Source organism: Marinomonas sp. FW-1, from assembly GCF_005222245.1.
Classification (GTDB): Bacteria; Pseudomonadota; Gammaproteobacteria; order Pseudomonadales; family Marinomonadaceae; genus Marinomonas; species Marinomonas alcarazii.
The window spans coordinates 929,185-956,148 of record NZ_CP025987.1 but is presented as its reverse complement, the minus strand read 5'-3'; the positions used below and the strand labels follow the sequence as shown (position 1 = coordinate 956,148).

The 26,964-nt window shown below is 41.5% G+C and carries 24 protein-coding genes; 10 read left to right on the top strand and 14 right to left on the bottom strand.

The window, feature by feature from the left end:
• The gene (msbA, locus tag C1X04_RS04430; protein WP_110575462.1) at window positions 1-1,785 is read right to left on the bottom strand and encodes a lipid A export permease/ATP-binding protein MsbA; all 1,785 of its coding nucleotides are present in this window, start codon (window positions 1,783-1,785) and stop codon (window positions 1-3) included.
• On the bottom strand, window positions 1,786-3,213 hold the full coding sequence (gene hldE / locus C1X04_RS04425; protein ID WP_110575667.1) for a bifunctional D-glycero-beta-D-manno-heptose-7-phosphate kinase/D-glycero-beta-D-manno-heptose 1-phosphate adenylyltransferase HldE: 1,428 nt from the start codon (window positions 3,211-3,213) through the stop codon (window positions 1,786-1,788).
• A gap of 96 nt (window positions 3,214-3,309) precedes the next feature.
• On the opposite strand from hldE, the gene C1X04_RS04420 reads away from it, so the two are divergent.
• The 3 genes from C1X04_RS04420 to waaF are packed head-to-tail and all read left to right on the top strand — an operon-like array spanning window position 3,310 to window position 6,458.
• On the top strand, window positions 3,310-4,458 hold the full coding sequence (locus C1X04_RS04420; RefSeq protein ID WP_110575460.1) for an AGE family epimerase/isomerase: 1,149 nt from the start codon (window positions 3,310-3,312) through the stop codon (window positions 4,456-4,458).
• A gap of 55 nt (window positions 4,459-4,513) precedes the next feature.
• Window positions 4,514-5,461, top strand: coding sequence for an ADP-glyceromanno-heptose 6-epimerase (rfaD, locus tag C1X04_RS04415; RefSeq protein WP_110575458.1), 948 nt, complete (start codon window positions 4,514-4,516; stop codon window positions 5,459-5,461).
• Window positions 5,454-6,458, top strand: a complete 1,005-nt coding sequence (waaF, locus tag C1X04_RS04410; RefSeq protein ID WP_110575456.1) for a lipopolysaccharide heptosyltransferase II — start codon at window positions 5,454-5,456, stop codon at window positions 6,456-6,458. Before rfaD ends, waaF begins: the two co-directional genes overlap by 8 nt.
• A gap of 4 nt (window positions 6,459-6,462) precedes the next feature.
• Here waaF and C1X04_RS04405 read toward each other — a convergent pair whose 3' ends face one another.
• The 5 genes from C1X04_RS04405 to C1X04_RS04385 are packed head-to-tail and all read right to left on the bottom strand — an operon-like array spanning window position 6,463 to window position 11,030.
• Window positions 6,463-7,314, bottom strand: coding sequence for a hypothetical protein (locus C1X04_RS04405; RefSeq protein ID WP_137169263.1), 852 nt, complete (start codon window positions 7,312-7,314; stop codon window positions 6,463-6,465).
• A gap of 44 nt (window positions 7,315-7,358) precedes the next feature.
• Window positions 7,359-8,168 (bottom strand): glycosyltransferase family 2 protein, encoded by an 810-nt coding sequence (locus C1X04_RS04400; RefSeq protein ID WP_254682326.1) that lies wholly within the window; start codon window positions 8,166-8,168, stop codon window positions 7,359-7,361.
• A complete protein-coding gene (locus C1X04_RS04395; protein ID WP_137169262.1) occupies window positions 8,141-8,899 on the bottom strand; it encodes a glycosyltransferase family 2 protein in 759 nt (252 codons plus the stop codon). Before C1X04_RS04395 ends, C1X04_RS04400 begins: the two co-directional genes overlap by 28 nt.
• 19 nt (window positions 8,900-8,918) lie before the next feature.
• Window positions 8,919-9,860 carry a glycosyl transferase family 90 gene (locus tag C1X04_RS04390; RefSeq protein ID WP_110575448.1) on the bottom strand — a complete coding sequence of 314 codons (942 nt, stop codon included), beginning with the start codon at window positions 9,858-9,860 and terminating at the stop codon, window positions 8,919-8,921.
• Window positions 9,861-11,030, bottom strand: a complete 1,170-nt coding sequence (locus C1X04_RS04385) for a nucleotide sugar dehydrogenase (protein ID WP_137169261.1) — start codon at window positions 11,028-11,030, stop codon at window positions 9,861-9,863.
• A gap of 166 nt (window positions 11,031-11,196) precedes the next feature.
• Between C1X04_RS04385 and C1X04_RS04380 the strand changes: the two genes are divergently transcribed.
• Window positions 11,197-11,514, top strand: a complete 318-nt coding sequence (locus C1X04_RS04380; protein ID WP_110575443.1) for a hypothetical protein — start codon at window positions 11,197-11,199, stop codon at window positions 11,512-11,514.
• A gap of 59 nt (window positions 11,515-11,573) precedes the next feature.
• Here C1X04_RS04380 and C1X04_RS04375 read toward each other — a convergent pair whose 3' ends face one another.
• Window positions 11,574-12,410 (bottom strand): sulfurtransferase, encoded by an 837-nt coding sequence (locus C1X04_RS04375; protein ID WP_110575666.1) that lies wholly within the window; start codon window positions 12,408-12,410, stop codon window positions 11,574-11,576.
• A gap of 122 nt (window positions 12,411-12,532) precedes the next feature.
• Here C1X04_RS04375 and C1X04_RS04370 point away from each other — a divergent pair, with 122 nt between their 5' ends.
• Window positions 12,533-13,291: a TlyA family RNA methyltransferase gene (locus tag C1X04_RS04370; protein ID WP_110575441.1), complete on the top strand. Its 759-nt coding sequence runs from the start codon at window positions 12,533-12,535 to the stop codon at window positions 13,289-13,291.
• Window positions 13,292-13,326: 35 nt separating this feature from the next.
• Here C1X04_RS04370 and C1X04_RS04365 read toward each other — a convergent pair whose 3' ends face one another.
• Together C1X04_RS04365 and lon are read right to left on the bottom strand one after the other, a co-directional pair.
• Window positions 13,327-14,706 carry an MATE family efflux transporter gene (locus C1X04_RS04365; protein WP_110575439.1) on the bottom strand — a complete coding sequence of 460 codons (1,380 nt, stop codon included), beginning with the start codon at window positions 14,704-14,706 and terminating at the stop codon, window positions 13,327-13,329.
• 148 nt (window positions 14,707-14,854) lie between these two features.
• Window positions 14,855-17,293, bottom strand: coding sequence for an endopeptidase La (gene lon, locus C1X04_RS04360; protein WP_110575437.1), 2,439 nt, complete (start codon window positions 17,291-17,293; stop codon window positions 14,855-14,857).
• Between the two features lie 275 nt (window positions 17,294-17,568).
• Between lon and upp the strand changes: the two genes are divergently transcribed.
• Complete coding sequence (gene upp / locus C1X04_RS04355; RefSeq protein WP_110575434.1) at window positions 17,569-18,225, top strand: uracil phosphoribosyltransferase; 657 nt, start codon at window positions 17,569-17,571, stop codon at window positions 18,223-18,225.
• A 95-nt stretch (window positions 18,226-18,320) separates the two neighbouring features.
• On the opposite strand, the gene C1X04_RS04350 is transcribed toward upp, so the two are convergent.
• The 3 genes from C1X04_RS04350 to C1X04_RS04340 all read right to left on the bottom strand — a co-directional run bounded on the left by C1X04_RS04350 (window position 18,321) and on the right by C1X04_RS04340 (window position 21,175).
• Complete coding sequence (locus tag C1X04_RS04350) at window positions 18,321-18,935, bottom strand: LysE family translocator (protein ID WP_137169260.1); 615 nt, start codon at window positions 18,933-18,935, stop codon at window positions 18,321-18,323.
• Window positions 18,936-18,951: 16 nt separating this feature from the next.
• On the bottom strand, window positions 18,952-19,593 hold the full coding sequence (locus C1X04_RS04345; RefSeq protein ID WP_110575430.1) for a TetR/AcrR family transcriptional regulator: 642 nt from the start codon (window positions 19,591-19,593) through the stop codon (window positions 18,952-18,954).
• 427 nt (window positions 19,594-20,020) lie between these two features.
• Window positions 20,021-21,175, bottom strand: coding sequence for a GGDEF domain-containing protein (locus tag C1X04_RS04340; protein WP_137169259.1), 1,155 nt, complete (start codon window positions 21,173-21,175; stop codon window positions 20,021-20,023).
• 109 nt (window positions 21,176-21,284) lie between these two features.
• Here C1X04_RS04340 and C1X04_RS04335 point away from each other — a divergent pair, with 109 nt between their 5' ends.
• The 3 genes from C1X04_RS04335 (at window position 21,285) to C1X04_RS04325 (ending at window position 25,343) form a co-directional block, all read left to right on the top strand.
• The gene (locus C1X04_RS04335) at window positions 21,285-22,256 is read left to right on the top strand and encodes a glutathione S-transferase family protein (RefSeq protein WP_137169258.1); all 972 of its coding nucleotides are present in this window, start codon (window positions 21,285-21,287) and stop codon (window positions 22,254-22,256) included.
• Between the two features lie 174 nt (window positions 22,257-22,430).
• Entirely contained in the window at window positions 22,431-23,291 is an 861-nt protein-coding gene (locus C1X04_RS04330) for a glucosaminidase domain-containing protein (RefSeq protein ID WP_110575424.1), read from the top strand.
• Window positions 23,292-23,426: 135 nt separating this feature from the next.
• Window positions 23,427-25,343 carry a beta-ketoacyl synthase gene (locus C1X04_RS04325; RefSeq protein WP_110575422.1) on the top strand — a complete coding sequence of 639 codons (1,917 nt, stop codon included), beginning with the start codon at window positions 23,427-23,429 and terminating at the stop codon, window positions 25,341-25,343.
• A gap of 34 nt (window positions 25,344-25,377) precedes the next feature.
• On the opposite strand, the gene C1X04_RS04320 is transcribed toward C1X04_RS04325, so the two are convergent.
• On the bottom strand, window positions 25,378-26,274 hold the full coding sequence (locus C1X04_RS04320; RefSeq protein WP_110575420.1) for a LysR family transcriptional regulator: 897 nt from the start codon (window positions 26,272-26,274) through the stop codon (window positions 25,378-25,380).
• A gap of 138 nt (window positions 26,275-26,412) precedes the next feature.
• Between C1X04_RS04320 and C1X04_RS04315 the strand changes: the two genes are divergently transcribed.
• On the top strand, window positions 26,413-26,952 hold the full coding sequence (locus C1X04_RS04315; RefSeq protein ID WP_110575418.1) for a YceI family protein: 540 nt from the start codon (window positions 26,413-26,415) through the stop codon (window positions 26,950-26,952).
• The last annotated feature ends 12 nt before the right edge of the window (window positions 26,953-26,964 follow it).

Sequence of the window (26,964 nt, the reverse complement as noted above, 5' to 3'; positions counted from 1 at the left end):
TTAGGCTGTCGTCTCACTAAACTGCTGATTGTGAAGTTGAGCGTAAGCTCCGTTCATCGCCAACAACTCACTATGGGAGCCTTGCTCAATAATTTCCCCATGGTCAACCACTGCAATAATATCGGCGTTTTCAATGGTTGATAATCGATGAGCAATAGCAATCGTTGTACGATTTTCCATCAAGCCATCTAAAGCGGCCTGAATGGCTCGTTCAGATTCCGTATCCAATGCTGAAGTAGCCTCATCTAGAATTAAAATTGGCGCATTTTTCAAAATAGCTCGCGCAATGGCTATACGCTGACGTTGACCACCAGAAAGCAATACACCATTTTCACCAACCATAGTATCTAAGCCATGATCAAGCTCTTGAATAAAACCCCAAGCATTCGCTGCTTTCGCGGCATCAATTACAGCGTCATCGTCAGCATCACTTAAGTGGCCATAAGCAATATTTTCGCGAATTGTACCATTGAACAAAACGACTTGTTGGTTAACTAAAGCAATATTAGAACGCAATTCCGTCAACTTATAATCATTGATGGAAACACCATCAATATTAATGCTGCCGTCTTCAAAATTATAAAAACGCGGAATCAAATTAGCCATCGTAGACTTTCCGCTACCAGACCGCCCTACCAAAGCCAGAGTCTTACCAGCTGGCAATGATAAGTTAATATTCTTCAAGGCTTTTTTATCTGCACCTGGGTATGTGAAAGACATAGAACGCCACTCAATATTTCCTTTTAAGCGGTCAATCGATACTGTACCGTTATCCACTTCCTCTTCCATATCGAGGAAATCAAAAATACTGTACGAGGCTGCAATGCCTTTTTGCAAAATGCTATTTACATCCGTCAACTGACGCACAGGTTTACCCAACATACCTGCCGCGGTCAGAAATGCGATAAAATCCCCCGGAGACATATGAGAGCTGATCGAAGGACTCAAGGCGAGCCAGATTAAAACAGCCATCATCAAAGCAAGAATAAATTGCACAATTGGAATATTAAGGGACTTAGTCATTTCCATTTTTAACTGCGAACGTCGATTTTCATGCGCAGCTTTATTAAATCGCTCGGTCTCGTAATGACTACCGCCAAATATTTTGACTACTTCATGGCCTTTAATCGCTTCAGATGCGACGTCAGTTACACCACCCATAGCATTTTGAATTCGTGTACTCAATTTACGAAAACGTTTAGAAGCGTAGGACACCACCAAGCCAATCAGAGGAACAACCACCAAAAATAATAAAGAAAGGCGCCAATTCATATAAATCATATAACTGAACAACCCAACAACTGTTAACCCCTCACGCAAAAGGACACGTATTGCTTGTGTGATAGAGCCAATGACCTGCTCTGTATCATAAGTTAACTTAGCTAATAATCTCCCTGTGGGAATCGAGTGATAATAGTTAGATGGCAACAATACCAATTTGTCAAACATACTAGTTCGCAAATCGAATACAACGTTGTTAGCCACTTTTGCCATAAAATAGTTACCCAAAAAAGTACCTATCCCTCTTGCAATGAATACACCTAAAATAGCAATAGGTATCAACAGGCGGCTTTCTGAAATACTACCAGCGGAAACAATATCAACAATATGCTTTAACAAGGCAGCCAAAGCAGGTTCCATCGCTGCGTAAATTACATAACCAATAACACTTAGCACTAAATAGAACCAAGAAGATCGCACATACCCCAACAAACGAAAATAAATCTTCATGCCAGATACAGGCACCTTTTGAGGTAGAGCCTCACCATTATCTTTGTCTTGCATTTATAAATTCGCTTTTTCTATGATTGAGGTGGTTGAATAACCATCAACAAAGGTCAGCACTTTAACGTCACCACCATGAGCTAAAACATGATCAGCACCAACGATTGTTTCTATGGAGTAATCCCCACCTTTAACTAAAACATCTGGTGTTAAATATTCAATAATTTCTTTTGGTGTGTTTTCATCAAACCATGTCACCCAATCAATCGCCCCAACTCCTTCGAGTACAGACATACGATGGATTAGGTTATTGATCGGGCGCTTTTCTCCTTTGAGACGCTTAACAGATGCATCCGTATTAACAGCAACAATTAAACGATCACCTAGTGCCTTTGCTTGTTTCATATAAGCAATATGTCCCGGATGAAGAATATCGAAACATCCATTCGTAAAAACGATTTTTTCACCGTTCATTTGCGCCAGTTTAATTTGCTCAAGCAAGTCTTCAGGAGAAAGTACGCCAAAATTAGAGCTATGCGAACGTTGAAACATAATAGCTTCAAGTCGTTCAGCACTAATCGTTGCTGTTCCGAGCTTGCCGACAACATAACCAGCGGCTTGATTCGCATATTCAACAGCGTCAATAAAACGCTTACTAGTCACATAAACAGCGGTCAAGACTGCTATTACGGTATCGCCTGCACCAGTAACATCAAAAACCTCTTTAGCCGCTGTAGCCAGTGAAAAAGGCGGTTTACCCTCACTCAATAAAATAAGGCCATCTTCTCCACGTGTCACCAACAAAGCCTTCCAGCCAAATTGCTCTCGCAAAACATTGGCTTTTTCTTCCAGCTCTTTCGTTGAATGACACTTACCAACAATAGTTTCAAATTCAAGCAAGTTAGGCTTAACCAAGGTAGCACCTTGATAAATAGAGAAATCATTGCCTTTAGGGTCAACGAAACTAGGTACTTTAGCGGCATTAGATAATTTTATTAATGCCTGAACATCTGCTAAACACCCTTTCGCATAATCAGAAAAAATAACAGCGTCAGATTCAGGTAAGCACTCTGTAACCACTTGGGCCAATTCTTGATTCTGCGAAAGGCTGTCTTCACGTTCTTCAAAATCCAAACGAATAAGCTGCTGATGGCGGCTCATTACTCGCAGCTTGGTGATAGTCGGCAAGGTTTCAGATCGAACAAAACGACATTTAACGCCGGCCTTTTCTAAACTACTGGCTAATATATCGGCATTTTCATCATTACCAACCACGCCGACAAGTGTTACAGGCACACCCAGTTTAGCCAAACCAAGTGCAACGTTTGCAGCACCACCTGGTCTGTCTTCAATATTAGATACTTTGACCACTTGAACAGGGGCTTCTGGAGAAATACGCGAGGTACCACCATGCCAATAGCGGTCCAGCATTACATCACCAACAACAAGGATGCGTTTATCTTTAAAGTTTAGATACGAAGAGTTCATAGCCACATAATAATCGATTTTTAGAGGCACTCATCTTATCATACTACTCTGCCAAGTTGGACATACCTAAAACATACGAAATAAGGCTTTTACACAATGCTGAATTCCGCTCTACTATCTAGCCAATCGTTCTTATTTGAAGAACTTTTAAACAATTGGTCGCGTTATGGTATCAACAAGGAAGATGGTCATAGCTATGAAAGCATGAATCACAACTGGACAAACAACCCTCTTGGTCGTGTACGGTTACTAACACAATGCCGTCAATTATATACTTTTAGCCATGCCTGCCAGATTAAGAGCATGCCTGAATGGCAAGCACAGTTAACTCCCCTATTCGACTTTATCGTCTCTCATTACTTTATTGAGGATAGATGGATCTTTTCGTTAAATGACGACTTATCTATAAAAGATAAGCACTCAGACGCTTATGCTCTGGCCTTTGTCTTACTGTCTTTTAGTCACTACTATGCTGTAACCAATGACGATCGTGCTCTTAAATTTATGAAAAAGACACATCGTTTTTTACTAGAAAACATGCAATCTGAGTCCGGTGGTTTTTTTGAGTCCTACCCAGTAGACATCAAACAGGTACGACGCCAAAACCCTCATATGCATTTACTAGAGGGCTATATTGCAGCTTTTGAGGCCACTCATGATGAAGAATATAGAAATACCGTCCAATATTTACTTTCATTATCGCTCAAGCACTTCTATCACAAAGAAACAAAAACCCTTCGTGAGTTTTTTAGTACGGATTGGAGCCTTGACCCTGAAACAGGCCACCAAGTAGAGCCGGGGCACCATTTCGAATGGGTATGGCTGCTTTTTCAAGCAAATAAAATAGTGCCCAGCTTAGAGTATACCGATTTAGCACAGCAATTATGGTTAACGGCAACCCGATATGGCCTCGCCGAAAATGGAGGAATTTACAATCAAATAGATGGAAATACTTATCAGCCTCTCGATAAGGAAAAGCGAATCTGGCCCATCACTGAATATTTAAAAGCCATCACTGTTATGCCCATAGGTAAAGAAGAAAAGGTAGATCGCTTGGTTAAGGCAATCAATTTTATGCAACAATACTATTTACTCCCAAATGGACGCTGGAATGAATACCTTAACGAAGACAACTCAGCAAAGGACTTCCCACTCCCTGGAACCAGTGACTATCATATTTTTCTCGGCCTTACAGAAGTGATAGCATGGGCTAAAGCGAACAACGGTTTCCAAAGCTCTTTCTGAATTTAGTTTACCATTCTAGAAGCAAGCTTAGACAAGACATTAGGATAAACAAATTATGTACATAGTAACTGGCGGTGCCGGATTTATCGGCAGCAACATCATCAAAGCCTTAAACAACAAGGGCATAACAAATATCCTTTTGGTTGATGACCTGACAGATGGAAAAAAGTGTCTAAACCTATCAGACCTTGATATTTCAGATTACATGGATATGTATGACTTTTTAGACGCAATAAAAGATGATAGTTTGGGAATAATCCCTACTGCAGTTTTCCATGAAGGCGCTTGCTCGGCAACCACTGAATGGAATGGCAAGTATGTAATGGATGTAAACTATCAATACTCAAAAGCCGTATTAAACTTTTGCTTAAAGCATGGCGCACCTTTCTCTTACGCTTCATCCGCATCCGTTTATGGATCAGGTCCTGTTTTCCAAGAGTCTCGTCAAAACGAGAAACCACTTAATATGTACGCTTACTCTAAGTTTCAGTTTGATCAGTACATCCGCGCTGCTTTACCAACCGCACAAAGTCAAATTGTCGGTTTCCGCTATTTCAACGTATACGGCCCTCGCGAACAACATAAAGGCAGCATGGCCAGTGTGGCCTTTCATCTTCGCAACCAAGTTCTAGCCGGGGAAAACCCCAAATTATTTGGCGCCTATGACGGCTACGAAGCTGGCGGCCAAAGCCGAGACTTCATTTACGTAGAGGACCTAGTTAATACCAAACTTTGGTTTCTAGAAAATCCAGAAAAGTCAGGAATTTTCAATCTAGGTACAGGTAAAGCCGAGCCATTTCGTACGATAGCTGAAACTGTAATAGGGCATTATGGAAAAGGCGAAATTGAATACATCCCTTTCCCTGAGCATTTAAAAGGGGCCTATCAAAGCTTTACTGAAGCAGACATAACAAAGCTTCGCCAGGCTGGATATGAAGGCAAATTCCGAGGATTAGCTCAAGGTGTTCAAGATTACTTAGGTTGGCTCGATTCGAATGGCTAAATATTTAATTGTTGGCCCATCTTGGGTTGGTGACATGGTAATGGCTCAAAGCCTCTTTATTACGCTAAAACAGCGCGACAAAGAAGCTATAATTGATGTAATTGGGCCAAAATGGTCTTCCCCTATATTAGCTAGGATGCCAGAAGTTCGTAATGCAATTACCCTACCCACAGGACATGGCGAATGGGGGATAAATACTCGACGAAAACTCGGACACTCACTTCGCACTGAACACTATGATCGCGCTATTGTGATGCCTCGCTCATGGAAGTCAGCGTTAGTACCTTTCTTTGCCAATATTCCGCAACGTGTCGGCTTTACTGGTGAACAACGCTTTGTACTAATCAATGAACGGCGCAAATTAGATAAGAATATTCTAAACCAAACAGTCAAACGCTTTACATCTTTAGGTCTACCTAACGAGCTTGCCTATCCACCAGCAAATACGCCATATCCAGTTCTGCATGTTGACCCTGAGAATCAGAAAAAACTCTATCAGCAGCATAAATTATCAAACAGACCAGCAATCGCCTTAATGGCTGGAGCAGAATTTGGTCCATCTAAGCAATGGCCAATCGCTTATTTCCATGAATTAGCAGACAGAGCGATTAAGGCAGGCTATCAAATCTGGGTACTAGGCGGGCCAAAAGACCAAACAGATGGCGAGAATATTGTTAAGGATCTTGGCCAATATGCCATCAACCTGTGTGGAAAAACTCAATTAGTCGATGCTATTGATTTACTCGCAATCGCAGAAAAAGCTGTTAGCAATGATTCAGGATTGATGCATGTAGCGGCTGCAGTTGGTACAGAAGTACATGGAATTTATGGGTCAACCAGTGAATTATTCACGCCACCACTCACCGAGAACAAGACCATTCATAATTTACACCTAGAATGTTCACCTTGCTTCAAACGAACTTGCCCTTTAGGGCATACAAATTGCCAGAATAAACTCACTCCAGAACAAGTTATGGAAAAGCTTCATCTAGAATAGATAACTAGAACCCCCCAAACATTTTTTCCAATAAATGCTTCAAGGTATATTGGCGTTTTATAGAGTCTTTTACGACATGCGTAGGAGTCTCTATAAACTCCTTTAATGCTCTATGCCTTTCTTCTCCATAAATATATATATTTTCAGGACAATAACCATCCATCGAAGCCACATAAGGATTGGTTGTAATCAATTTTTTATTCTGAAAAAAAGCCTCAACAACTCGTAAAGTAACACCCCTCTGATTATTTTGAGCAACATCAATAAGAATATCACTTTGCTCAACCTGCTCAAGATACTCATCAAAACTCAAATACACATCTTTCGTAACGTCTAAATCAGAAAGGGTATAACCATTATTGCCCTTATCCCGAACAATATGAACAACACTATCAATTGAAATTTCATCTAATTCTTTTTTAATACCTTTAACAGTGCAAAGACGCCCTTTATCCACACCAGAAAAAAACGCCCGATTATATACAGACACAGTTGACTTAATTAAAGAAGATGAATGAATTTGATCATGATATAAAAACCCATAAAGCTCCACATCATTTTCATCAAAAGTCCACACTTCAATTTTTTTGCGTCGAACATAAGATAAAAAAAGCTTTTTATTCTTTCTTGTCATAGACGATATAGGATTCCATAACCAAACTTTAGGCTTACCTACTTTCCGGTATATTTGATCAAGAACTATTATATTTTCGATAGCAAACGCCAAGACACAATCGTTAGGCCCAGGCTTAGAGGGAAGAAATGCATTGAATCGAGCAAAAGTTTTATTAATAACGCGACAACGAAAATCACTCTCAAAAAAAATATCATAATCAAGATCAATAACATCTTTCATAAGATATTTAGTTACATAAAAGTCATTCGCGATAATGACCCTTTTCATGAAGTATATTTATCCAATCCATTAACACACTTAGTCAGACATTGATCAATAGCTTTCTGATAAATCTCTTGGTTCTTCTCAAGCATTCCTCGACTGCTTTCTTTATGATATATATGATAGCCAACTGCCTTAAATTTCAGGTAAATGCGATCTAAACCACTATTTAGCAAACGAATAACCATTTCACTATCTTCTCGCCCCCAACCTTCAAAGTCTTCATTGTAACCGTTTACATATATGGCATCTTTTTTCCAGAGAGCAAAATTACACCCTCGAGTAGACTTGTCATTGTTCTTTATTTTTGTAAACCAGTTACTAAGCAACTCTGAATTTAGCATATTATGACGATTTCTAATATCAGCACTAAAAAAGTGTGGTTTATACCCAACCTCCATAACTTTTTTACTAATATTCGGCCCCAGAAGAACCCTACCTCCTTGAACGAAACAATTTTCTTTTGCTGCGCTAGAATGAGAAGCGACAAAACTAGTTGGTAAATAAAGGTCTCCATCTACAATGATTAGATAATCACCTTGAGCCTTTGCAATAGCTTTATTACGACTAGCAGCCAAACGAAAGCCTTTATCCTCCTGCCATGAATGAACAAGGCGAGTGGGATAGTTCAATTGATAGGCTTCGATTAACGATTTAGTATCCTCACTAGAGCCATCATCAGCCACAATAACCTCATAAGGAAGCAAGATCTGCTCTTTGATACTTTCTAGTGTAATAGCAAGCGCTTCTTTCCAATTATAAGTGGTGACGATTAAACTAATTTTCATTTCTTTTGATACTCTCGTAGCCATAAATCAATATACTTATAAAATGTAGAATGTGCGGCTAACCACGCTAAAATAAAACCATGCCGACCATCTAGAAAGCCACGTTTAACAAAATACATTTTTATAAAACAGGCCAGTGCATGTGATATAGCTTTTGACACTGATGAAGACTTCTTCCCTTCACGATCATCCGCCCAAGCTTTAAGGTAACCCGTCGTCTTAGCGGAGTAATGAGCTAAACTCGAATAAGTATCATGGTATAGATGACCAGACAACTTCTTACTACCCAATGACCTGTCCGAGACCACCTTTTCGTGGACAAGCGCATCGTTATACGAAGCAAACTCTCGAGGGTAAAGCCTCACTATCCAATCAGGACTCCATCCAGAATGACTAATACGTTTGCCAAAAGCACTACTCAAACGATCAAGTCGATACAATACTGGCTCATTTAACTTAACTGCAGCTAAGATACTTTGCTGAAGAGCTTCAGAAACTTCCTCATCTGCATCAATCGCAAACACCCAATCTGTGTTTATATAGCTTTGTGCAATTTGCCGCTGCTTACCAAATCCAGGCCAATCTGAATGAACATAAACATCAGAGGTAAAGGAGCGTGCAATCTCTATTGTGTTATCATCACTACCTGAATCTACAACCACAATCTGATCTGCCCATGATGCTACAGACGACAAGCATTTCGCTAACATCTTACCTTCATTTTTGACAATAAGTAGTACACCAACTGTAGACATAAATTCAACCGTCTCTATTTCAATTATCTTCAACTAACCCAAAATACTTCTTAGCTACCAGTAATGACACTAACTGCTCTTTATCCTTATCAAAAAATTGTGAGACATGCTTATGGGCACACTCAATTATCTCTAATGCCTCGCTAGTATGAAGGTTGTAATATTCAATCTTCTCTTCCAGATCAGAAAAGTCCTCTTTCAATTCAACGTAATGAACCCCTGGCACAAGCAAGCCTTCCATAAACCATGTTTCAAACCTTGGTCTGCGCATCATAACTAAGGAATTAGATGCCATGGCCCACTTTAAATTGGTTGCTACATCCTTTCCTTCAACACTAATGATATAACGGTAATTAAGCTGCTCTTGAATTGATAAAAAACCTTTATAACTAGGCTCATAGGATAGTTTCTCATCATTATGGCCTATATTAGCTAAGTTGCTGCCCCAGTACATATCAACAAAGTCACGCCGATGCTGGTGATACACCATACCTCGCCATACAGCAAGAGGACGTTTATTTTCAAACTCTAGCGAATCAGATAAAAACTTATAGTGACGAATAGCATTTAGCTTGAGAAGTACGGAGTTCTGGTTATCTTCAGATATTGGACGGCTTTTCACAAAAGACGGAGTATCAGGCACATCAGTCACATCACCAAAAACATAGTCAAATCTTTTATTTTTAGGAAAATGGCGAACCACACGCTTTGTATCTGCGTAATATACAAAACTTTTTGTTTTTTTAAAGGTTGCGACAGAGACAGCCTTAGCTGATGGAGAGAATGGCTGATTAAGCTTGCAATAATAGTCGACTCTATTCTGTAAGTCACTTGTCACATCAACGTCAGCCAACAACATCTCTACCGATTTAACAGATCGACGAAGAGCCAAGCCTTCACATAAATAATAACGAATTCGAGATAGGCGGCCTTTGAGATAAGCTAAATCCTTCTTCGCCATTCAAACATCCCCACCAAACAAATCACGTGTATAAACTTTATCTTTCACATCTAGCATATCATCGGTCATTCGGTTAGCGACAATAACATCTGATAAAGCCTTAAACTCTTCTAAATCTTTAATGACTCTGGAATTAAAAAAGTTATCTTCTAGAAGAGAGGGTTCATACACTACCACCTCAACTCCTTTTGCTTTTATACGCTTCATGACTCCTTGAATGGCCGATGCCCGAAAATTATCCGATCCAACTTTCATCACCAAACGGTAGATACCAACAACTTTAGGGTTATTTTTTAGAATTGATTCTGCAATAAAATCTTTACGAGTGGCATTAGCGTCGACAATCGCACGTACTAGGTTATTCGGCACCTTGTCATAGTTTGCAAGTAGCTGCTTAGTATCTTTAGGCAGGCAATAGCCACCGTAACCAAATGAGGGATTATTGTAATGGCTACCAATACGAGGGTCTAAGCCCACACCTTGAATGATTTGACGACTGTCTAAATGATGAGATTCCGCGTAGCTGTCTAATTCATTAAAAAATGCTACGCGCATCGCTAAATAAGTGTTTGCAAACAGCTTAATGGCTTCCGCTTCTGTAGAGCCTGTAAGTAGTACATCAATGTCAGTTTTTTCCGCTCCCTGAACAAGCAAGTGAGCAAAAACCCGAGCCCTTTCAGACTCCTCACCAACAATAATTCGGGAAGGAAACAAGTTGTCATATAGCGCTTTGCCTTCACGCAAAAACTCAGGTGAAAACAACAGATTATCAGTCGCATAACGCTCACTTGCTGACTTGGTAAACCCCACTGGTACCGTAGATTTAACCACCATAACCGCATTTGGATTAATGCTTATTACATCTTGAATGACCGACTCAACATGCTTGGTATTAAAATAGTTTGTTTCTGGATCGTAATCTGTAGGCGTTGCAATGATTACATAATCAGCATCACAGTAAGCTTCTTCTTTGTCTAAGGTGGCAACAAAGTTAAGGTTCTCTTCGACCAGATAGCGTTCAATATCACGATCTTCTATAGGAGACTGCTTGTTGTTGAGCATGTCGACCTTCTGAGCAAAGATATCTAAGGCGACTACCTGATTGTGTTTGGCTAATAAGAGAGCATTTGAAATGCCTACGTATCCAGTTCCTGCCACCGCTATTTTCATGCGAGCTACCTTTTTTTAAAGCCAGAAGTGATTTTGAAAAGACGATATTTTACAACGTGTCAGACAATAAAAAACACCTAATTCCCTTTTTTAAAAGAATTACATCAAGAAATGCAGCAAGTAGAGAAGTCCTAAGCTAATCTTAATAAAAAACAAGGAGTTCTCTATGAAGTTCGAACTAGTAGACCGTCAAGGCTATATCCCAGATCTAAATTATGGCATCTCAGGACAAGAGCTTTCCTGCTTTATTCCTAGTGACTACCCTTTCCAGCAAGTAAGCTACAATAACGGCGAAGGTGAAGCCATTATTGATAAACATACTTGGCAGTTTTTCTTCACCCAAGAAGGCATAGGAATCAAGTTAATAGATGGTATTGTTTCACTAAAAGAGGCTGAGCATTTCTTAATGGCTATCAAGTCGCACATCTGGGGGGAAACACACCAGCAAGTGCAAATATTCATGGCAGGCACAACACCAAAATAGAAAGCTTGCCTCTTATAAAACAAGGCATGGGGCTTAACCTAAGGCTAAGCCCCATGACATCACAAAGCCGTCGCTCGCAGCATACGCTTAGCCCATTGACTCCAAGACCCAACATAAACTTGCTTAGCACCTATTCCAGCGTAGTTTAATGCCAAGACATTATGGCAAGCCGTCACACCAGATCCACAATAATAAACATAAGCATCACAATCATCTGATAACCAATCCTGCCACTCGACATGAAGTTGTTCCGCGGGCTTAAAGTAGCCATCTGGATCCAAGTTATCGGCAAACGGTCGATTAATGGCTCCAGGGATATGACCTGCAACAGGGTCCATTGTCTCATTTTCCCCATTAAACCTGTCTGATGACCTAGCATCCACCAGCTGGAATTGATTGGTTTCAAAATTTTCGATAACCGCTTGCTCGGTAATAGCCCAAGGAAATGATACAGCTACTTTATGCTCTGCCGCTACTGGAACAGTAGGTGTTTGTGAGACATCTCGACCTTCTTTAACCCAAGCAGGAAAGCCACCATTTAACACGCGCACATCAATGTCTTGCTGACTCAACATCCACCAAGCTCGGGCAGCGATAGCTCCGCCCATATCATCGTAAACCACCACTTTAGAGTGAGTCTCTATCCCCCAATCCTGTAACTGCTTCGAGAAGACATTTTCATCCGGCAGAGGGTGTCGACCAGTTGTTTGTGTTTCTGGCGAAGCTAACTCATGATGAACATCCACAAAAATAGCGCCAGGAATGTGGCCTTTTTCATATTCAGACCGCCCTTTAGCATGATCAGTCAAATAAAATCGGCAATCCAAAACAACGACATTTGGCTGCCCAAGCAATGTAGCCAATTCATTTGTATTTATTAATGTTTTTAATAGCACAGGCTTTTCCTCAGACACTCATTAACGCTCGTCAAACAGAACATTTCAGTTTCTTTTAAATCTACTTTGATTATTCATTTTTTGCTAATATTCGCGCTTATTATCTTACTGAAGAGCTCCCCATGTTACGTATTGATCTAATCCTCACTGAGCAAGGCCTTGCAAAATCTCGCTCGCAAGCGCAAACCTTTATAAGTGAAGGTCGAGTATCTTACAAACAAGGTGAACACTGGATAAACGTTACCAAGGCCAGTCTAAAGCTCCCTGGGGATACCGAAATTACGATCCAACAAAACGACGCTGATAGGTACGTTTCGCGCGGTGCCCTAAAACTTGAAGGAGCCTTGCAATACACAAACTTAAACATTGAAGGTTTATACGTACTAGATATCGGCCAATCTACCGGAGGCTTTAGCGATTGTGCTATTCAACATGGCGCAGCAAAAGTTGTCGGTGTAGAAGTAGGCCACGACCAACTCGATCCGCGCTTACGAGATAATAAGGACATTATTTGCTTAGAGGGCATCAACGCTCGCCACCTATCGGTTACAGATCTAAACGAACACTTCCCAGAAAATGGTTTCGACCTTGTCGTTATGGACGTCTCTTTTATTTCACAAACAAAAATTTTGCCACAGCTACCAGACTTACTCTGCGAAAAAGGTCACCTAATAACGCTAGTAAAACCTCAGTTTGAAGTAGGCAAAGACTTCATTGGAAAAGGCGGTATAGTCAAAGACAAACTACGAGTAAAGCAGCTTGAAAAAGACATCAAAGACGTTATCCAAGGACTAGGGTTCGAAGTGAAATGCTATATAGAAAGTCCGATCAAGGGCGGAGATGGCAACCAAGAATTTTTACTTTGGGCGACACGTCGATAAGGTCATCGCCCATGATGTACAGAGAAAATTAACGCTTAGATAATTTCATCGTAGTTGTGAAGGTTACTAGGCAGAATCTCACGGGCTTCTTTTTCTTCTAGTTCAGTAATATAGTTTCTAGCCATATAAAAACCCAAACAACCAAAGATAACAGACCCGATCGCCTGACCAAAAAGAATCCCTTCAGCGCCCATAAACAAAGAGAAGAAAGTAATCAAAGGCCAAGTACCTAGTGTCGCTCGGCCAAAATTTAACAAGGTACTGTTTAGCGGCCTACCAAGATTATTGAAAACCGCAATCGCAATAAAAAGTAAGCTTTGAAAGAAAAAGCTAAAAGAAACAAAGGTAGCAAAAAAGCGAATCAAATCAGCACTGCCCTGTGACGCATGAAACACAGAAATCAGCCAGTCCTGCATCTGATAAAGGCAAAAACAAAGCACTAAACAGTATCCAAATGCATAAATCACTGCACTGCTGATTGCACTGTGCATTCTATCAAAACGCCCTGCTCCATAATTCTGACCCAATATAGGCCCCACCGCGCCAGACAAAGCAAATATACCACCAAAAACAACAGGAATAATGCGTCCAATAACTGCGACTGCGGCCACGGCATCATCACCAAAAGAAGCCGTGTGCTCCATTACAATGGCGTTTGCTAGCGGCGAAGACATATTGGTTAACATGGCAGGAACAGCAATTAGGGAGATAGATTTAACGTCCTCAAAAAAATCCATCAAATCAAATTCGCCTAACATTTTATGGATATGGACAACGCCATAATAAGACACAGCCACCATAGAAAAACGCGCGATCAAAGAAGCGATGGCCGCCCCTTGCACCCCCAAGCCAAATGCAAAAATGAAAATCGGGTCCAGTACCGCGTTAACTAAGCCGCCAATCATAGTGGCGTACATTGCTCGACGTGCATCGCCTAATGCTCGCATAATGCCAGAGCCAATCATGCCAATCATTACTGCCGGCATACCAAGAACTAAAATCTGCAAATATCCGGTAGCTAAGTCCAATGCTCGCCCTGTCGCACCTATATACAACAAGATATGAGGGATATTAGACCACAAAAGCCACACAATCCCAGTCGAGAAAAAAATACCGAACGCCAACACATTCACGGCACGCCGCTTGGCCAATTCAATTTGACCTTCTCCAATTGCCCTGGATACCAATGCCGTTGCAGCGATTGATACAGCAATGCTTAAAGAGATGGTAAAAAACATAATCGTGCTGGCGAATCCAACGGCCGCAACCGCTTCCTTTTCACCCAACATAGAGAGGAAAAGCATGTCGACGAGGTCGACCAAAAACATGCACATCAGGCCAAACGCGCCAGTAGCAGACATACTAACAACATGTTTAAAGGTTGAACCTTCTGTAAGCTTTGCCGGACTAGGCATTTGTTTCCCCTAAAAATGCCGTTTTTACTGAACGACAACGATACGAAAAAATAAAAAAATCGGACAAGTGAGTACTTGTCCGATCCTTTATTTTCTCATGTATAGGCAATTGAGAAAATGCTTACTTCACACTCGTCATGCAGATAATTTAGTGAAGGTCATTATTCGTTCGATTAAAAACGATTTTTTCGACATCAGCAAAACGCTCTGCGAAATGCACCGTCATACCTTCTTTCACCGATTCTGGCAGCTCTTCAAAATCTCGGCGGTTAGGCTCTGGCAAGATGATCTCACTAATCTTACTGCGTTTCGCAGCAATGATTTTTTCTCGAATACCACCAACAGCAAGCACTTGGCCTGTTAAAGTAAGCTCACCAGTCATTGCTAAGCCTCGACGTATCGGTTCATTTCTTGCCAATGACATCAAAGCCGTTGCCATCGTAATACCAGCACTTGGGCCGTCCTTCGGCGTTGCGCCTTCAGGCACATGCAAATGCACAAGACTCTTATCAAAAAACTCTGGCGATTTCTGGTAGCTCTTGGTGTGCGAGAATACATAGGAATAAGCAATTTCAGCGGATTCCTTCATCACATCCCCCAGCTTACCAGTGAGTTTTAAGCCACGTGTTAGTTCATGCACTTTATTCGCTTCAATCGGCAATGTCGCCCCGCCCATAGACGTCCAAGCCAGACCTGTTACCACACCAACGCCTTGTAAGGTTTTCTCAGGTCTGAAATAAGGCATACCCAACAAGGTTTCGACATCTTTAACACCTACATTGATTTGCTCTTTCTCTCCCGTAATCAGTTCCACAACACTCTTACGCAAGATTTTTTGTAGCAATTTATCCAATCCACGAACCCCAGCTTCACGAGCATAATGTTCGATAATATGTCGCAACGCTGCATCCGTAATATTCAACTGCTTCTTAAGCAACTTATTCTTCTTCAGCAATTTTGGCCATAAGTGCTGCTTAGCAATCGCCAATTTTTCATCACTTATGTAACCAGACAACCGAATCACATCCATCCTGTCTAACAAAGGCGCAGGGATAGTATCCAGCTGGTTTGCTGTACAAATAAATAAGGCTTTTGATAAATCGATACGCATGTCTAAATAATGATCGAGAAATTCAACATTTTGCTCTGGATCCAAGGCTTCCAATAAAGAAGACGCAGGATCGCCTTGGAAAGAAGAGCCAATCTTATCGATCTCATCCAACATAATGACAGGGTTTTCAACCTCAACATCTTTCAGCGCTTGCACAAACTTACCCGGTAAAGCGCCTATATAAGTGCGTCGATGACCTTTAATTTCAGCTTCATCGCGCATACCACCAAGGCTAAAGCGATAGAATTTACGATTCAAAGACTCCGCGATCGATTTACCAATGGACGTTTTACCAACACCTGGAGGGCCAACAAGAAGAAGAATACTTCCTCCCATCTCACCGCGATGCGCGCCGAGCGCCAAAAATTCCACAATACGATCTTTGATATCACCAAGGCCCGCGTGATGAGATTCCAAAACCTCACGAGCCAGCTTGATGTCGAGATTATCTTTAGAATGAATTCCCCAAGGCAGCGCTGTCGCCCAATCCAAGTAATTACGCGTAACACCATACTCTGGAGAACCCGTTTCCAGAATACTGAGCTTATGCAACTCCTCTTGAATCTTATCATTTACAGCTTTAGGAAGAATTTTGCCTTCCAAGCGCGCTTCAAACGTTTCAACATCTGAAGTACGATCGTCCTTTGAAATTCCCAACTCTTTTTGGATAATTTTCAGCTGTTCTTTTAGAAAGAAGTCACGCTGATGCTTACTGATTTTATCGTTCACTTCTGCGCTAATTTCATTTTGTAAGCGAGCAATTTCTAACTCTTTGCGCAGCAGCGTCAACGCCGAATGCATACGCGCAGGAATCGGAATCGTTGCCAAAACATCGTACAGTTCTTCAGCATCTGCAGAAGTGATAGACGCGGCAAAATCGGCTAACAGACCAGATTCATTAAAGGAAAAGCGCCCTAGATACTGTTTTAAATCTTCACTAAATAAAGGGTTCAAACGAATCAATTGCTTAATAGCATCAAGGATCGCAATTGAGTACGCTTTTGACTCATCATCATTTGATTTAACATCGTTAATATAACGAACACGCGCCAGATAAGGCGCCTCTTCACTTAACCACTCAACAACCTCAAACCGCTTCACGCCCTGCGCCAAAAACGTTAATTTGTCGTTTTGCTTCTCGGCTCTATGAACTCGGGCAACACAACCGATAGATCGAAACTCATTGACCGAAGGCTCTTTCTTTGCCTTCTTATCCGCGTAGACCAAACCAACAGCCGCTTGTGGGTGCTCAGCAATTCGCTCCAGAGTCTCTTCCCATTGCTGTGCATCAACCATGACAGGCTGAACCTGCGCGGGAAAAAATGGACGACTAGAAATAGGTAAAATAAATAGCGTCTCAGGCAAAACATCATCAGGTAAAGCTAAACCTTTAGGGTCACTAATCTCGATATCGTCAGCCCCATCCATTACATCATTGACTTCGTGTTCATCTATATATTGTTCATCATCATTCATTATTAAGGTCTCACACATTGCCTCGTTGTTAAAAACAGCCCAGCGATCAACAGCTAATGACTACTCTTTCTGATACCTTCTATGTAATGACGATCTTACCGAAAACAATACTTTCCGTTATTTTCCCAAATACTTGCTTACTTCAAGAGCCAATCTAACCATACAGACAGGATTAGTTATTTGGTCAATTCTTACTTAATGCTATTATTAGCTAAATGATGAAACGATAACTCACTTACATTCACACTCCCTTAGTGATTAGAAAGGAATGGCCAATGACCCGCGATGAAATCCTTAACGCTTACCAAGATATCCATGTGGTAAAGCACCCTTTTGTTAAACACAAGTTAACAAGTCTACGTGACAAAAATACCAGCACGCGTGAATTTCGAATGTTGGTAGAAGAACTTGGCACCCTCATTGGTTATGAAGCCACCAGAGATTTAGAAACTGTCGACATTGAAATAGAGACACCATTAGAAAAAGCCATGTGCCCTGTATTAAAAGGCAAAAAGCTTTGTATCGTCACAATAATGAGAGCCGGGAACGGGCTTGCTGAAGGCGTATTAAAATTATCGCCAAGCGCTCGAGTTGGCCATGTTGGCTTATACCGAGACCCTGAGACAAAACAACCTGTCGAATACTATCTAAAAATGCCACATTCAGTGAATGAGCGCACCATCATTGTTGTCGATCCTATGCTAGCAACAGGCAACTCTGCGATCATGGCGATCGAGAAAATGAAAGAAATGGGCGCAACGGACATTCGCTTTATCTGTCTATTTGCCGCACCAGAAGGCATTCAAGTCTTTAAAGAAGCACACCCTGACGTTGCCATGTACATAGGTTCAATTGACCGTGGCCTTGATGAGCACGCCTATATCCGACCTGGCGTAGGTGATGCTGGCGACCGTATATACGGAACGCGCTAATCAATACAACTCCAAATCAAAAGGCCCTTCTAAAGAAGGGCCTTTTTTCTATCAAAGCGGTATTTTTAAAACAGTAGAGTAAACAAAAAAACACGCTAGCTCTTCACAGCAAGAAATACACCAGCACTTGCCATAATACCGCCAGCGGTTCGATTCAATGATTTCATTGAACGCTCAGATTTCATAAACCGTCGCGCTTGAGAAGCACAAACTGAAATAATGGTAAGACCAAGCAAAAGAGCAATAAAGGCCAAAAAAGAAGCCAATACAATATCAACACCAGCAAGAACAGTTAAATCCATAAAGGTCGGCAAAAAAGCCACATAAAAAAGAATCACTTTGGGGTTCGATGCTGAAATCATAAAACCTTGCATAAAACTCGCCATTTCACCGCTCGTCGTGCCAACATCTGCTGAAGCAGAAGAGACAGGAGACGTCCACATTTTCCAGCCTAAATACAGCAAATAGGCCGCACCTGCATATCGTATGACTAAAAATGCACTCTCCCATGTGGATGCTATCGCAGCCAAACCATAGCACGCCATCACCAAGTAAATAATATCGCTTAACACCATACCAAGACTAAGCGATACACAAGCCCGCGCACCTTTGGTCATGCTTCTTGCCAAGATAGCAAAAATACCAGGACCTGGAGTGATGCTAAAAATAAAGATAGCGAGAAAGAAGGTAATGCCACTTTCTAATGTCATAAAGATGCTCCTTTAGCTACCCTTTTACGTCACAGCCGGCTAACACCATACGAGTAATAAAGTGTTTAGCTTCTTCGTAATCACTTTCTTCTAACTCATCTTTTTGCAGCATAATTTTTACTTGCGCATCAAAATCTGCATAAGTTTGAGTCATAGCCCAAATACTAATAAAAAGATGTTCAGTCGACACCGGAGCCATCAAGCCCTGAGCAACCCACTGTTGAATTGTTGCTTTCTCTCGACTTAATTCCGTTACGAATAAGTTTCTCAGATAATCTAGAACAAAAGCCTCTTCACCAATTAGTGCCATTGCAAAGATTTTAGAGGCATTTTTATTGGCGCGAGATTGATCAATTTTTTCGCTAATATAACGGGTTAGATTAAGCTTTGGACCTTCTTCCGCATTAAACTCACTCACCGAATCCAACCATAGGCGCAAAATACGTTCTAATACGGCTTCTAGTAAATCTTTCTTAGAGCGGTAATAGTAATGCACATTGGCCTTTGGTAAGCCAGCTTCATCAGCAATCATCTGAGTCGTTGTTTTTGCCAGACCTTGTCGAGCAAAAACACGCTCTGATGTTTCAAGAATGAGCATTTGGTTTTGAGCTCGAATATGCGCTTTCAGCTGATCTTTTGGTCGTTTAACGTCAGTCAAAGGTGTAGCCTCATTGATCGAATATAGTACTAAAGGGGAAATGATTTGCAGTATCGACTTACCTTCCTGTGCGACACAGGAAGAGAATAACATTCTTTATAATTGTCACGAAGCGATAACAAAAATTTGGCATAAAAAAAGGGAGCCGAAGCTCCCCATTTCCCCTCGTAGCAGAGACGTTAGTAACTATAGGCATTCGTTACTAGGCTAACTGCTACACCACGTTGGCGCTGTAATTGACATGCTGTAGGTTCAACATATCAATGTTCTGAGCAAGACACTGATTAGCAAAAGCCGGTTAGCTTTCCTTTATACGCCAATCAATGTCTTAAATATTCAATTTATACGCTGATTATAGACACCTAATTTTGCAGCGCAATAGCTCAGAAGAAAAAAGTTGACCGATCGATCAAATAATTTAAATAAATTAGCTATTTTTAGGTTGAGGCGCCCTGGTAAGACGATTTCGTCCCTTCTTCTTGGATTGATATAGAGCATCATCCGCTCTTTTTAAGACTGCATCGGTAGACTCCCCGGATACCGCAAATGCGACACCAATACTGACCGTCACGTTTATATCTACTTCCTGCTTTTTCTTAGGATCGAATACCGTAACAAACGCCTTTTCTATACTCTCTCGAATGGTTTCTAATGATGACTCAGCTTCATCAAGATGCTTACTACGAAAGACCACCGTAAACTCTTCACCGCCGTATCGAAAAGCACGCCCTGGGTGAGCAAACAACTTCAATTGAGAGGCGACGTTTTTCAGCACCTTGTCTCCCATGTCGTGTCCATAGGTATCATTGAATTTTTTAAAGTGATCAACATCCACCATAGCAATAGCGTACTGCTTAGATAATCCCACCAATTGCTCATTCAAAGACCGCCGACCAGGCAATTTTGTCAGGTCATCGAGATAAGCCATACGATGACTTTCCATCAATAAGAACCAAATCCATAAAAGAAACTGAGCCGATAGCAACGCATCAAACTGCGTATCTGAAGACACAAAATAACTGATTACCAACAAGCTAACGATACTCACTAAACCGCTAGCTTTAAACGCATCTCCGCTAAACCACCAAGCAACGCCTGTCGTACCTGCGCTCAACAACAAAACACTCCAAAGCAATACCGTTGACCAGGTAAAGCTACTGCTAAAAAAGCGGTAATCTAAAAAAGAAAATGAAATCCAGCCGCGCTCGATGGCATAACACCACCCCACCAACATAAAGATAAAAAGAATACGATTTACAGCAAAATGGTTAAAAAACCCTCTCTCTGGAATAAATCCCAACAAAGAAATGCAAAAACAAGACACGACTAGATACGCCGTCAATGATGCCTGTTGGTCTGAATCACCATACAATTTGGGAATCAGTAGCAACAAGACTAAGATCAAGACTCGACCTTTATTAAAGTGCCAAGCTAATAAAATAGCGACGCCTGCTAAAATAAGAGGGAGCAGTGGCAAAATACCAAACCACAAAGGAGGCAGCATACCAACATACAAACTCGCGTAAACACTCACGAGCAAAATACAGCATGGCACTAACAATGAACCTAACCGTTCAGACATAAAACATCAAACCCATCGAATCATTCGATTAAATACGATCAATATATTGCCCCGAAAACGATCCAATTTCATTAATAATAGTGTGAATTATAAATTGAGGAAAAATAAGATGGGATTACTAGTAGACGGACAATGGGTCGACCAATGGTACGACACAAAATCAAACCAAGGTAAATTCGTGCGCAGCGAGTCTGCTTTCAGAAACTGGATCTATCCAGCCAGTGAGTATGATGCAGACAATGCAAAGCATTTCCCAGCACAAGCCGGACGCTATCACTTATACGTTTCTTTAGCATGTCCTTGGGCGCATCGTGCGTTAATTTTCATCAAATTAAAACAACTAGAAGACCTAATTAGTATCAGCTGTGTTCATCCAGACATGCTCGAGAACGGTTGGGAATTTAAAGAAGACTCAGCATTTAGCGATCCAAATATTGCTATTGGCGACCCGTTACACCAGTTTAACTATGCGCATCAGCTTTATACTAAAGCCGACTCCAATTACAGTGGCAGAGTCACCGTGCCTATTTTATGGGATAAAGAAACCAGCACCATCGTGTCTAACGAGTCGTCTGAGATAATTCGCATATTTAATAGCGCTTTCAATGAGATAACTAACAACAAACTCGACTTTTACCCAGCAAGCCAAGCCCTAGAAATAGATGAAATTAATGAACGTATTTACAATACCTTGAATAATGGCGTTTATAAATGTGGGTTTGCCACCACTCAAGATGCTTACGAAGAAGCATTACAGCCTTTATTTGATACACTGGATTTCTTAGAAGAAAAACTGTCGACCAATACCTACCTGCTTGGAGAGGAACAAACCGAAGCCGACTGGCGGCTTTTCACAACACTCATTCGCTTTGATGCAGTGTATTTTGGGCACTTCAAGTGCAACTTAAAGCGAGTTTTGGACTATCCAAATTTAAATGCGTACTTAAAACGCCTCTATGAAACACCCAATATCGCCAGCACAATCAATATGCAGCACATAAAACGACATTACTACTTTAGCCATAAAAACATTAATCCAACGCAAGTTGTTCCTGTTGGACCAACCAACCTTTTCCTATAGTCGCTTTACAACAAGCAAAGGAATTAAGGTAAATTAAAGAAGCCTAAGCTAAAGTCTATTAAAGTGGTCTATTTTTAAGGATAATAGGCTCACTTTTTATCCAATTTATTTGGGTCGGTAGCCGCTAACGTGGACATCGCCCCAAATATAAATGCTTAGGACTTGTGGTTATTTATGAACAAAAAAATACTTTGGATTATTTCGTTTGCACTGCTGTTCATATTGTGGATAAAAGCAGGTCCATTTCAAAGCACTGAAGAAGACACCACAAATGACAGCGCCACAGCCCTAAACGAAGAATCTGGGGAAGCCACTGCAAACGAAAAAAGCTACTTCAAGTCTCACCCTATTTCTCAAAAAACGCCTGATTTCGCAGCCATTACAGACGTTAAAGAGCGCAAACAAGCCTTTTTTGAATTCCTAACCCCCTTTGTTAATGAAAAAAACACGCTCATACTCAAAGACCGTGAACGTATAACGGGTCTATTAAACAGCAACAAAAAGCTCTCATCTAAAAACAAAAAGTGGATTTCTACCCTTCGCGAAGACCACAAAATGAGCAAGTTAGACAACTACACAAAAGATGACTTAAAAGCCTTATTAAGAAGGGTCGACATTATTCCTGTATCGTTAGTCTTAGCACAAGCCGCGAATGAATCCGCTTGGGGAACCTCACGCTTTGCCACAGAAGGAAATAACTTTTTTGGCCAATGGTGCTTTAGAAAAGGTTGTGGTTTAGTCCCTGGATCTCGAGACGAAGACGCCGATCACGAAGTACGAAAATTCAATGATGCCCGCGAATCTGTTTTTGCTTACATAGACAACTTAAACACCAACGCAGCGTATAGAACACTTCGAGCTGCGCGCGAGGAACTAAGACAGGATAAAGAAATAATCACAGGCCTTGCGCTCGTTCATGGACTAGAGTTCTACTCACAACGCGGCCAAGCCTATGTAGAGGAAATCGAAGGCCTCATTAATTATAATAAACTTTGGCGCTACAACCGTGTTCAGCCAAATCAAGAGCCGCAGTAACTGTTCAGGCAATTCGCAATTTTCCTAAATTTCGGCGTATTGTTGCGAAATTACCTTAATGCGGGGTGGCTAAGCGCCACCCCCTTCATTACAATACCGTAATAATTTACCCACTCATAAAACGAGGAAATTCAATTGGCCCGTTTACCTGTTATTGTTGGCTTTGGCGGAATCAATTCGGCTGGTCGTACCTCTTCACATCAAGCATATCGCCGCATTGTCTTTGACCTCTTGCCAAGTTCAATTCAGCAGGATGTTTTACTCGATCTTGCCACCATCACCAATATGGCCGAACATAAAAATGGTCTGTGGTATACAGACGGCGGCGAAGCACTAGACGCTGCCGCATTGGTTGATAGCATTGGTGAGTCACTTCTTGCTCGTACTTTAATTCGTCGTATTCACCCAAGTTTATTTGATGTTGACCATGTCATTCTTCACAAGTCAACGACACTACAATCAAACCAAGACGATGAAAAACTAAGCTTCACGATAAAAACTCGCTCTTTGCCCAATGAGCGCCCAACGAATTGGCATGTAGTTGAACTATCCAGCACGCTAAGTAAAGTAACGGTTGATGGCAATTTAGAAACTTTTATTAAAGACGCTCGCCCACTTTCTGTAAAAGCGGCAGGACAATTACCAACTGGCTTTGATCCATCAAAATTGTACCAAAGTCGAAACCATCCTCGCGGGCTACAAATGACGGTTTATGGCGCCTCGGATGCTATTAAAAGCAGTGGCATCGATTGGGAAGTCATTCGCAGCAAGGTCTCCCCAGACCAAATGGCCGTCTATGCAGCCAACTCTATTGGTCAAATGGACGATCTCGGCTTTGGCGGCATGCTTAAATCCGCCTTAATGGGCAAGCGTACAACATCAAAACATCTGCCACTTGGCTACGCGCAAATGCCCGCTGATTTTGTTAACGCCTACATCCTTGGCAGCGTAGGCAATGTAGGTACTGCCATCGGTGCCTGCGCAACCTATTTCTTCAATTTAGAAAAAGCCATTGAAGGCATCAAATCTGGTAAATTCAGAGTGGCTATGGTGGGCGGTAGTGATGCACCAATTACACCAGAGATCATTGAAGGCTTCAGAACCATGGGCGCACTCGCTGAAGATACAGCCCTACTTGCTCTGGACCAAATAACCAATCAAGAAGAGCCAGACCATACTCGTAGCTGTCGCCCATTCGCACAAAACTGTGGTTTCACCATCGGAGAATCCAGTCAGTGGACGCTCCTGATGGATGACGAATTAGCGATAGAGCTAGGCGCAGAAATATTTGGCGCTATCCCTGCTGTTTTCTCATATGCAGATGGGCACAAAAAATCCATTTCAGCGCCGGGTATTGGTAACTATTTAACCATGAGCAAAGCCATGGCTTACCTACAAAACATAATAGGTAATGAGGGTTTAACACAACGCACCTTCATTCAAGCTCACGGTACAAGCACACCACAAAACCGGATCACTGAATCTCACGTTCTGAGCAAAGCAGCAGTCAGCTTTGGTGCAACAGAAATGCCCGTTATCGCTATGAAAGCGTTTCTAGGACACTCTCAAGGCACAGCTGGCGGCGATCAACTTCATCTATCTTTAGGTGTTTGGAAAGACGGCATTCTTCCTGGTATAACAACATCCCACGCTATTGCTGATGATGTTTACCGAGACGGCTTAAAGTTCCAACTTAAACATGAAGTTTATGGAAAGGACTATTTTGATGCCGCTTTACTTAACTCAAAAGGTTTTGGTGGCAACAACGCAACAGCCGTTCTTCTATCCCCTCAACAAACCATGAAAATGTTGAAGAAGCGCTACAGCGCAGAAGACATCAGCGCCTACGAAGCTAAAAACGTAGACGTTGCAGCGGCGGCTGAAGAATACAACCAATCAAGTATTCGCGGTGAAGTTCTGCCTATTTATAAGTTTGGATTTAATGTTCTAGGTGGTGAAGAACTTCACATCACAGATCAAGAAATTCGCTTACCTGGGTACGAAATGCCAGTAAGCCTCAATATAGAAAATGAATTTGGCGACCTAAAATAATACCTCGGTGATAAAACAACTGGTCAACATGAAGCTAAAACTGAATGTTGGCCAGTTTTTCTTGTAAAAAATCCAAAAGCAAACGCGTCTTTCTAGACATAAGCTTCCTTTGCGGATAAATAGCATAAAACCCTATCTCATACCCTTTACAATGCGGCAATAGATTAATCAGTTCACCTGACTCAATGTACTTGGATACCAAAAAGTCTGGCTGATAAATAATCCCCAAACCAGCCACTGCAAAGCGCGTCAAAGCACTGCCATTATTTGCCGAAAAACCACCTGACACAGACACTGTTTGAGATTCACCGCTCTCATTCATTAATGTCCATCTATTTGGTGTTGGAGCATTACGATATATTAGGCAAGAGTGCTTTTCTAAATCGGCGATCTCATTAAGCGGGCCATAAGCAGCAACATATTCAGGCGACGCACACACAAACCCTTTCGAATAACAAAGCGGCCTTGCAACAAACTGATCACCGCCCAAATAGCCACCACGGATCGCGATGTCCACACCCGATTCCGTCATATCAACACGCTTGTCACTGAAATCAACATCCAGTTCAATTTGCGGGTACATCTGACTAAATTCATTCAATAAAGGCACAAGATGCGTTAACCCAAAATCCATCGGTACACTCACTTTAAGTAGGCCTTTAGGTTTTTTAGTCAATTCACCAATTTCACCTTCAGCCTCTTCAATTGCCTCCATGATGGCAATGCAATGCTGATAATATTTGCGCCCAGCATCAGTAATACTAATATTCCGAGTGTTACGCTGTAAAAGCTTAGTACCAAGCTCTTCCTCTATAGAGTTAATATAGCGGGTCACCATAGGCCTGGATATTCCAAGAGAATCACTAGCCAATTTAAAACTTTCCGCCTCGAAAACTCGGCAAAACACCTTCATACCCTGAAGTTTATCCATTCATTCTGCTCTCCGCACAAAAGTTCCACCAGAATCATTTCTTATTAAGAAATATTGAATTCTATTTTAGGCCGATTATTTATTAAAAAAAACAAATTACACTACACGCATCATTGAATCAAATAGAGGAACTAAACAATGAAAATGATCACTATCAGTGCATTAGTATTAGCTTCAAGTATCACTATGGCGGCCGATTATAAGATTGACCCAGCTCATTCTGCGGTCACTTTCAAAGTTGGGCACCTAGGTGTAAGCACAACACCAGGTCGCTTCAATGAATTTGAAGGCAACTTTTCATACGCTGAAGATAAATCATCAGGAAGCGCAACCCTTACAATCAAGACAGCTAGCGTTGACACTAACCATGAAGCACGTGATAAACACCTACGTAGCCCTGACTTTCTAGATGTAAAACAATTCCCTACTTTAACCTTCAAAAGCACACAATTTGATGGCAAGACATTAACAGGTGATTTGACTCTACACGGTGTAACTAAGCCGGTGAGCTTTGACGTTAACCAAATTGGCGAAGGCAAAGACCCATGGGGTGGCTACCGTGCCGGTTTTGAAGCAAAAGCGGTAATCCAACGCAGTGACTTTGGCATTACTTACTTCATTCCAGGCGTAACAGATCAAACAGAAATTGAAGTGTTTATCGAAGGCATTCGCCAGTAACTGTAACTCATT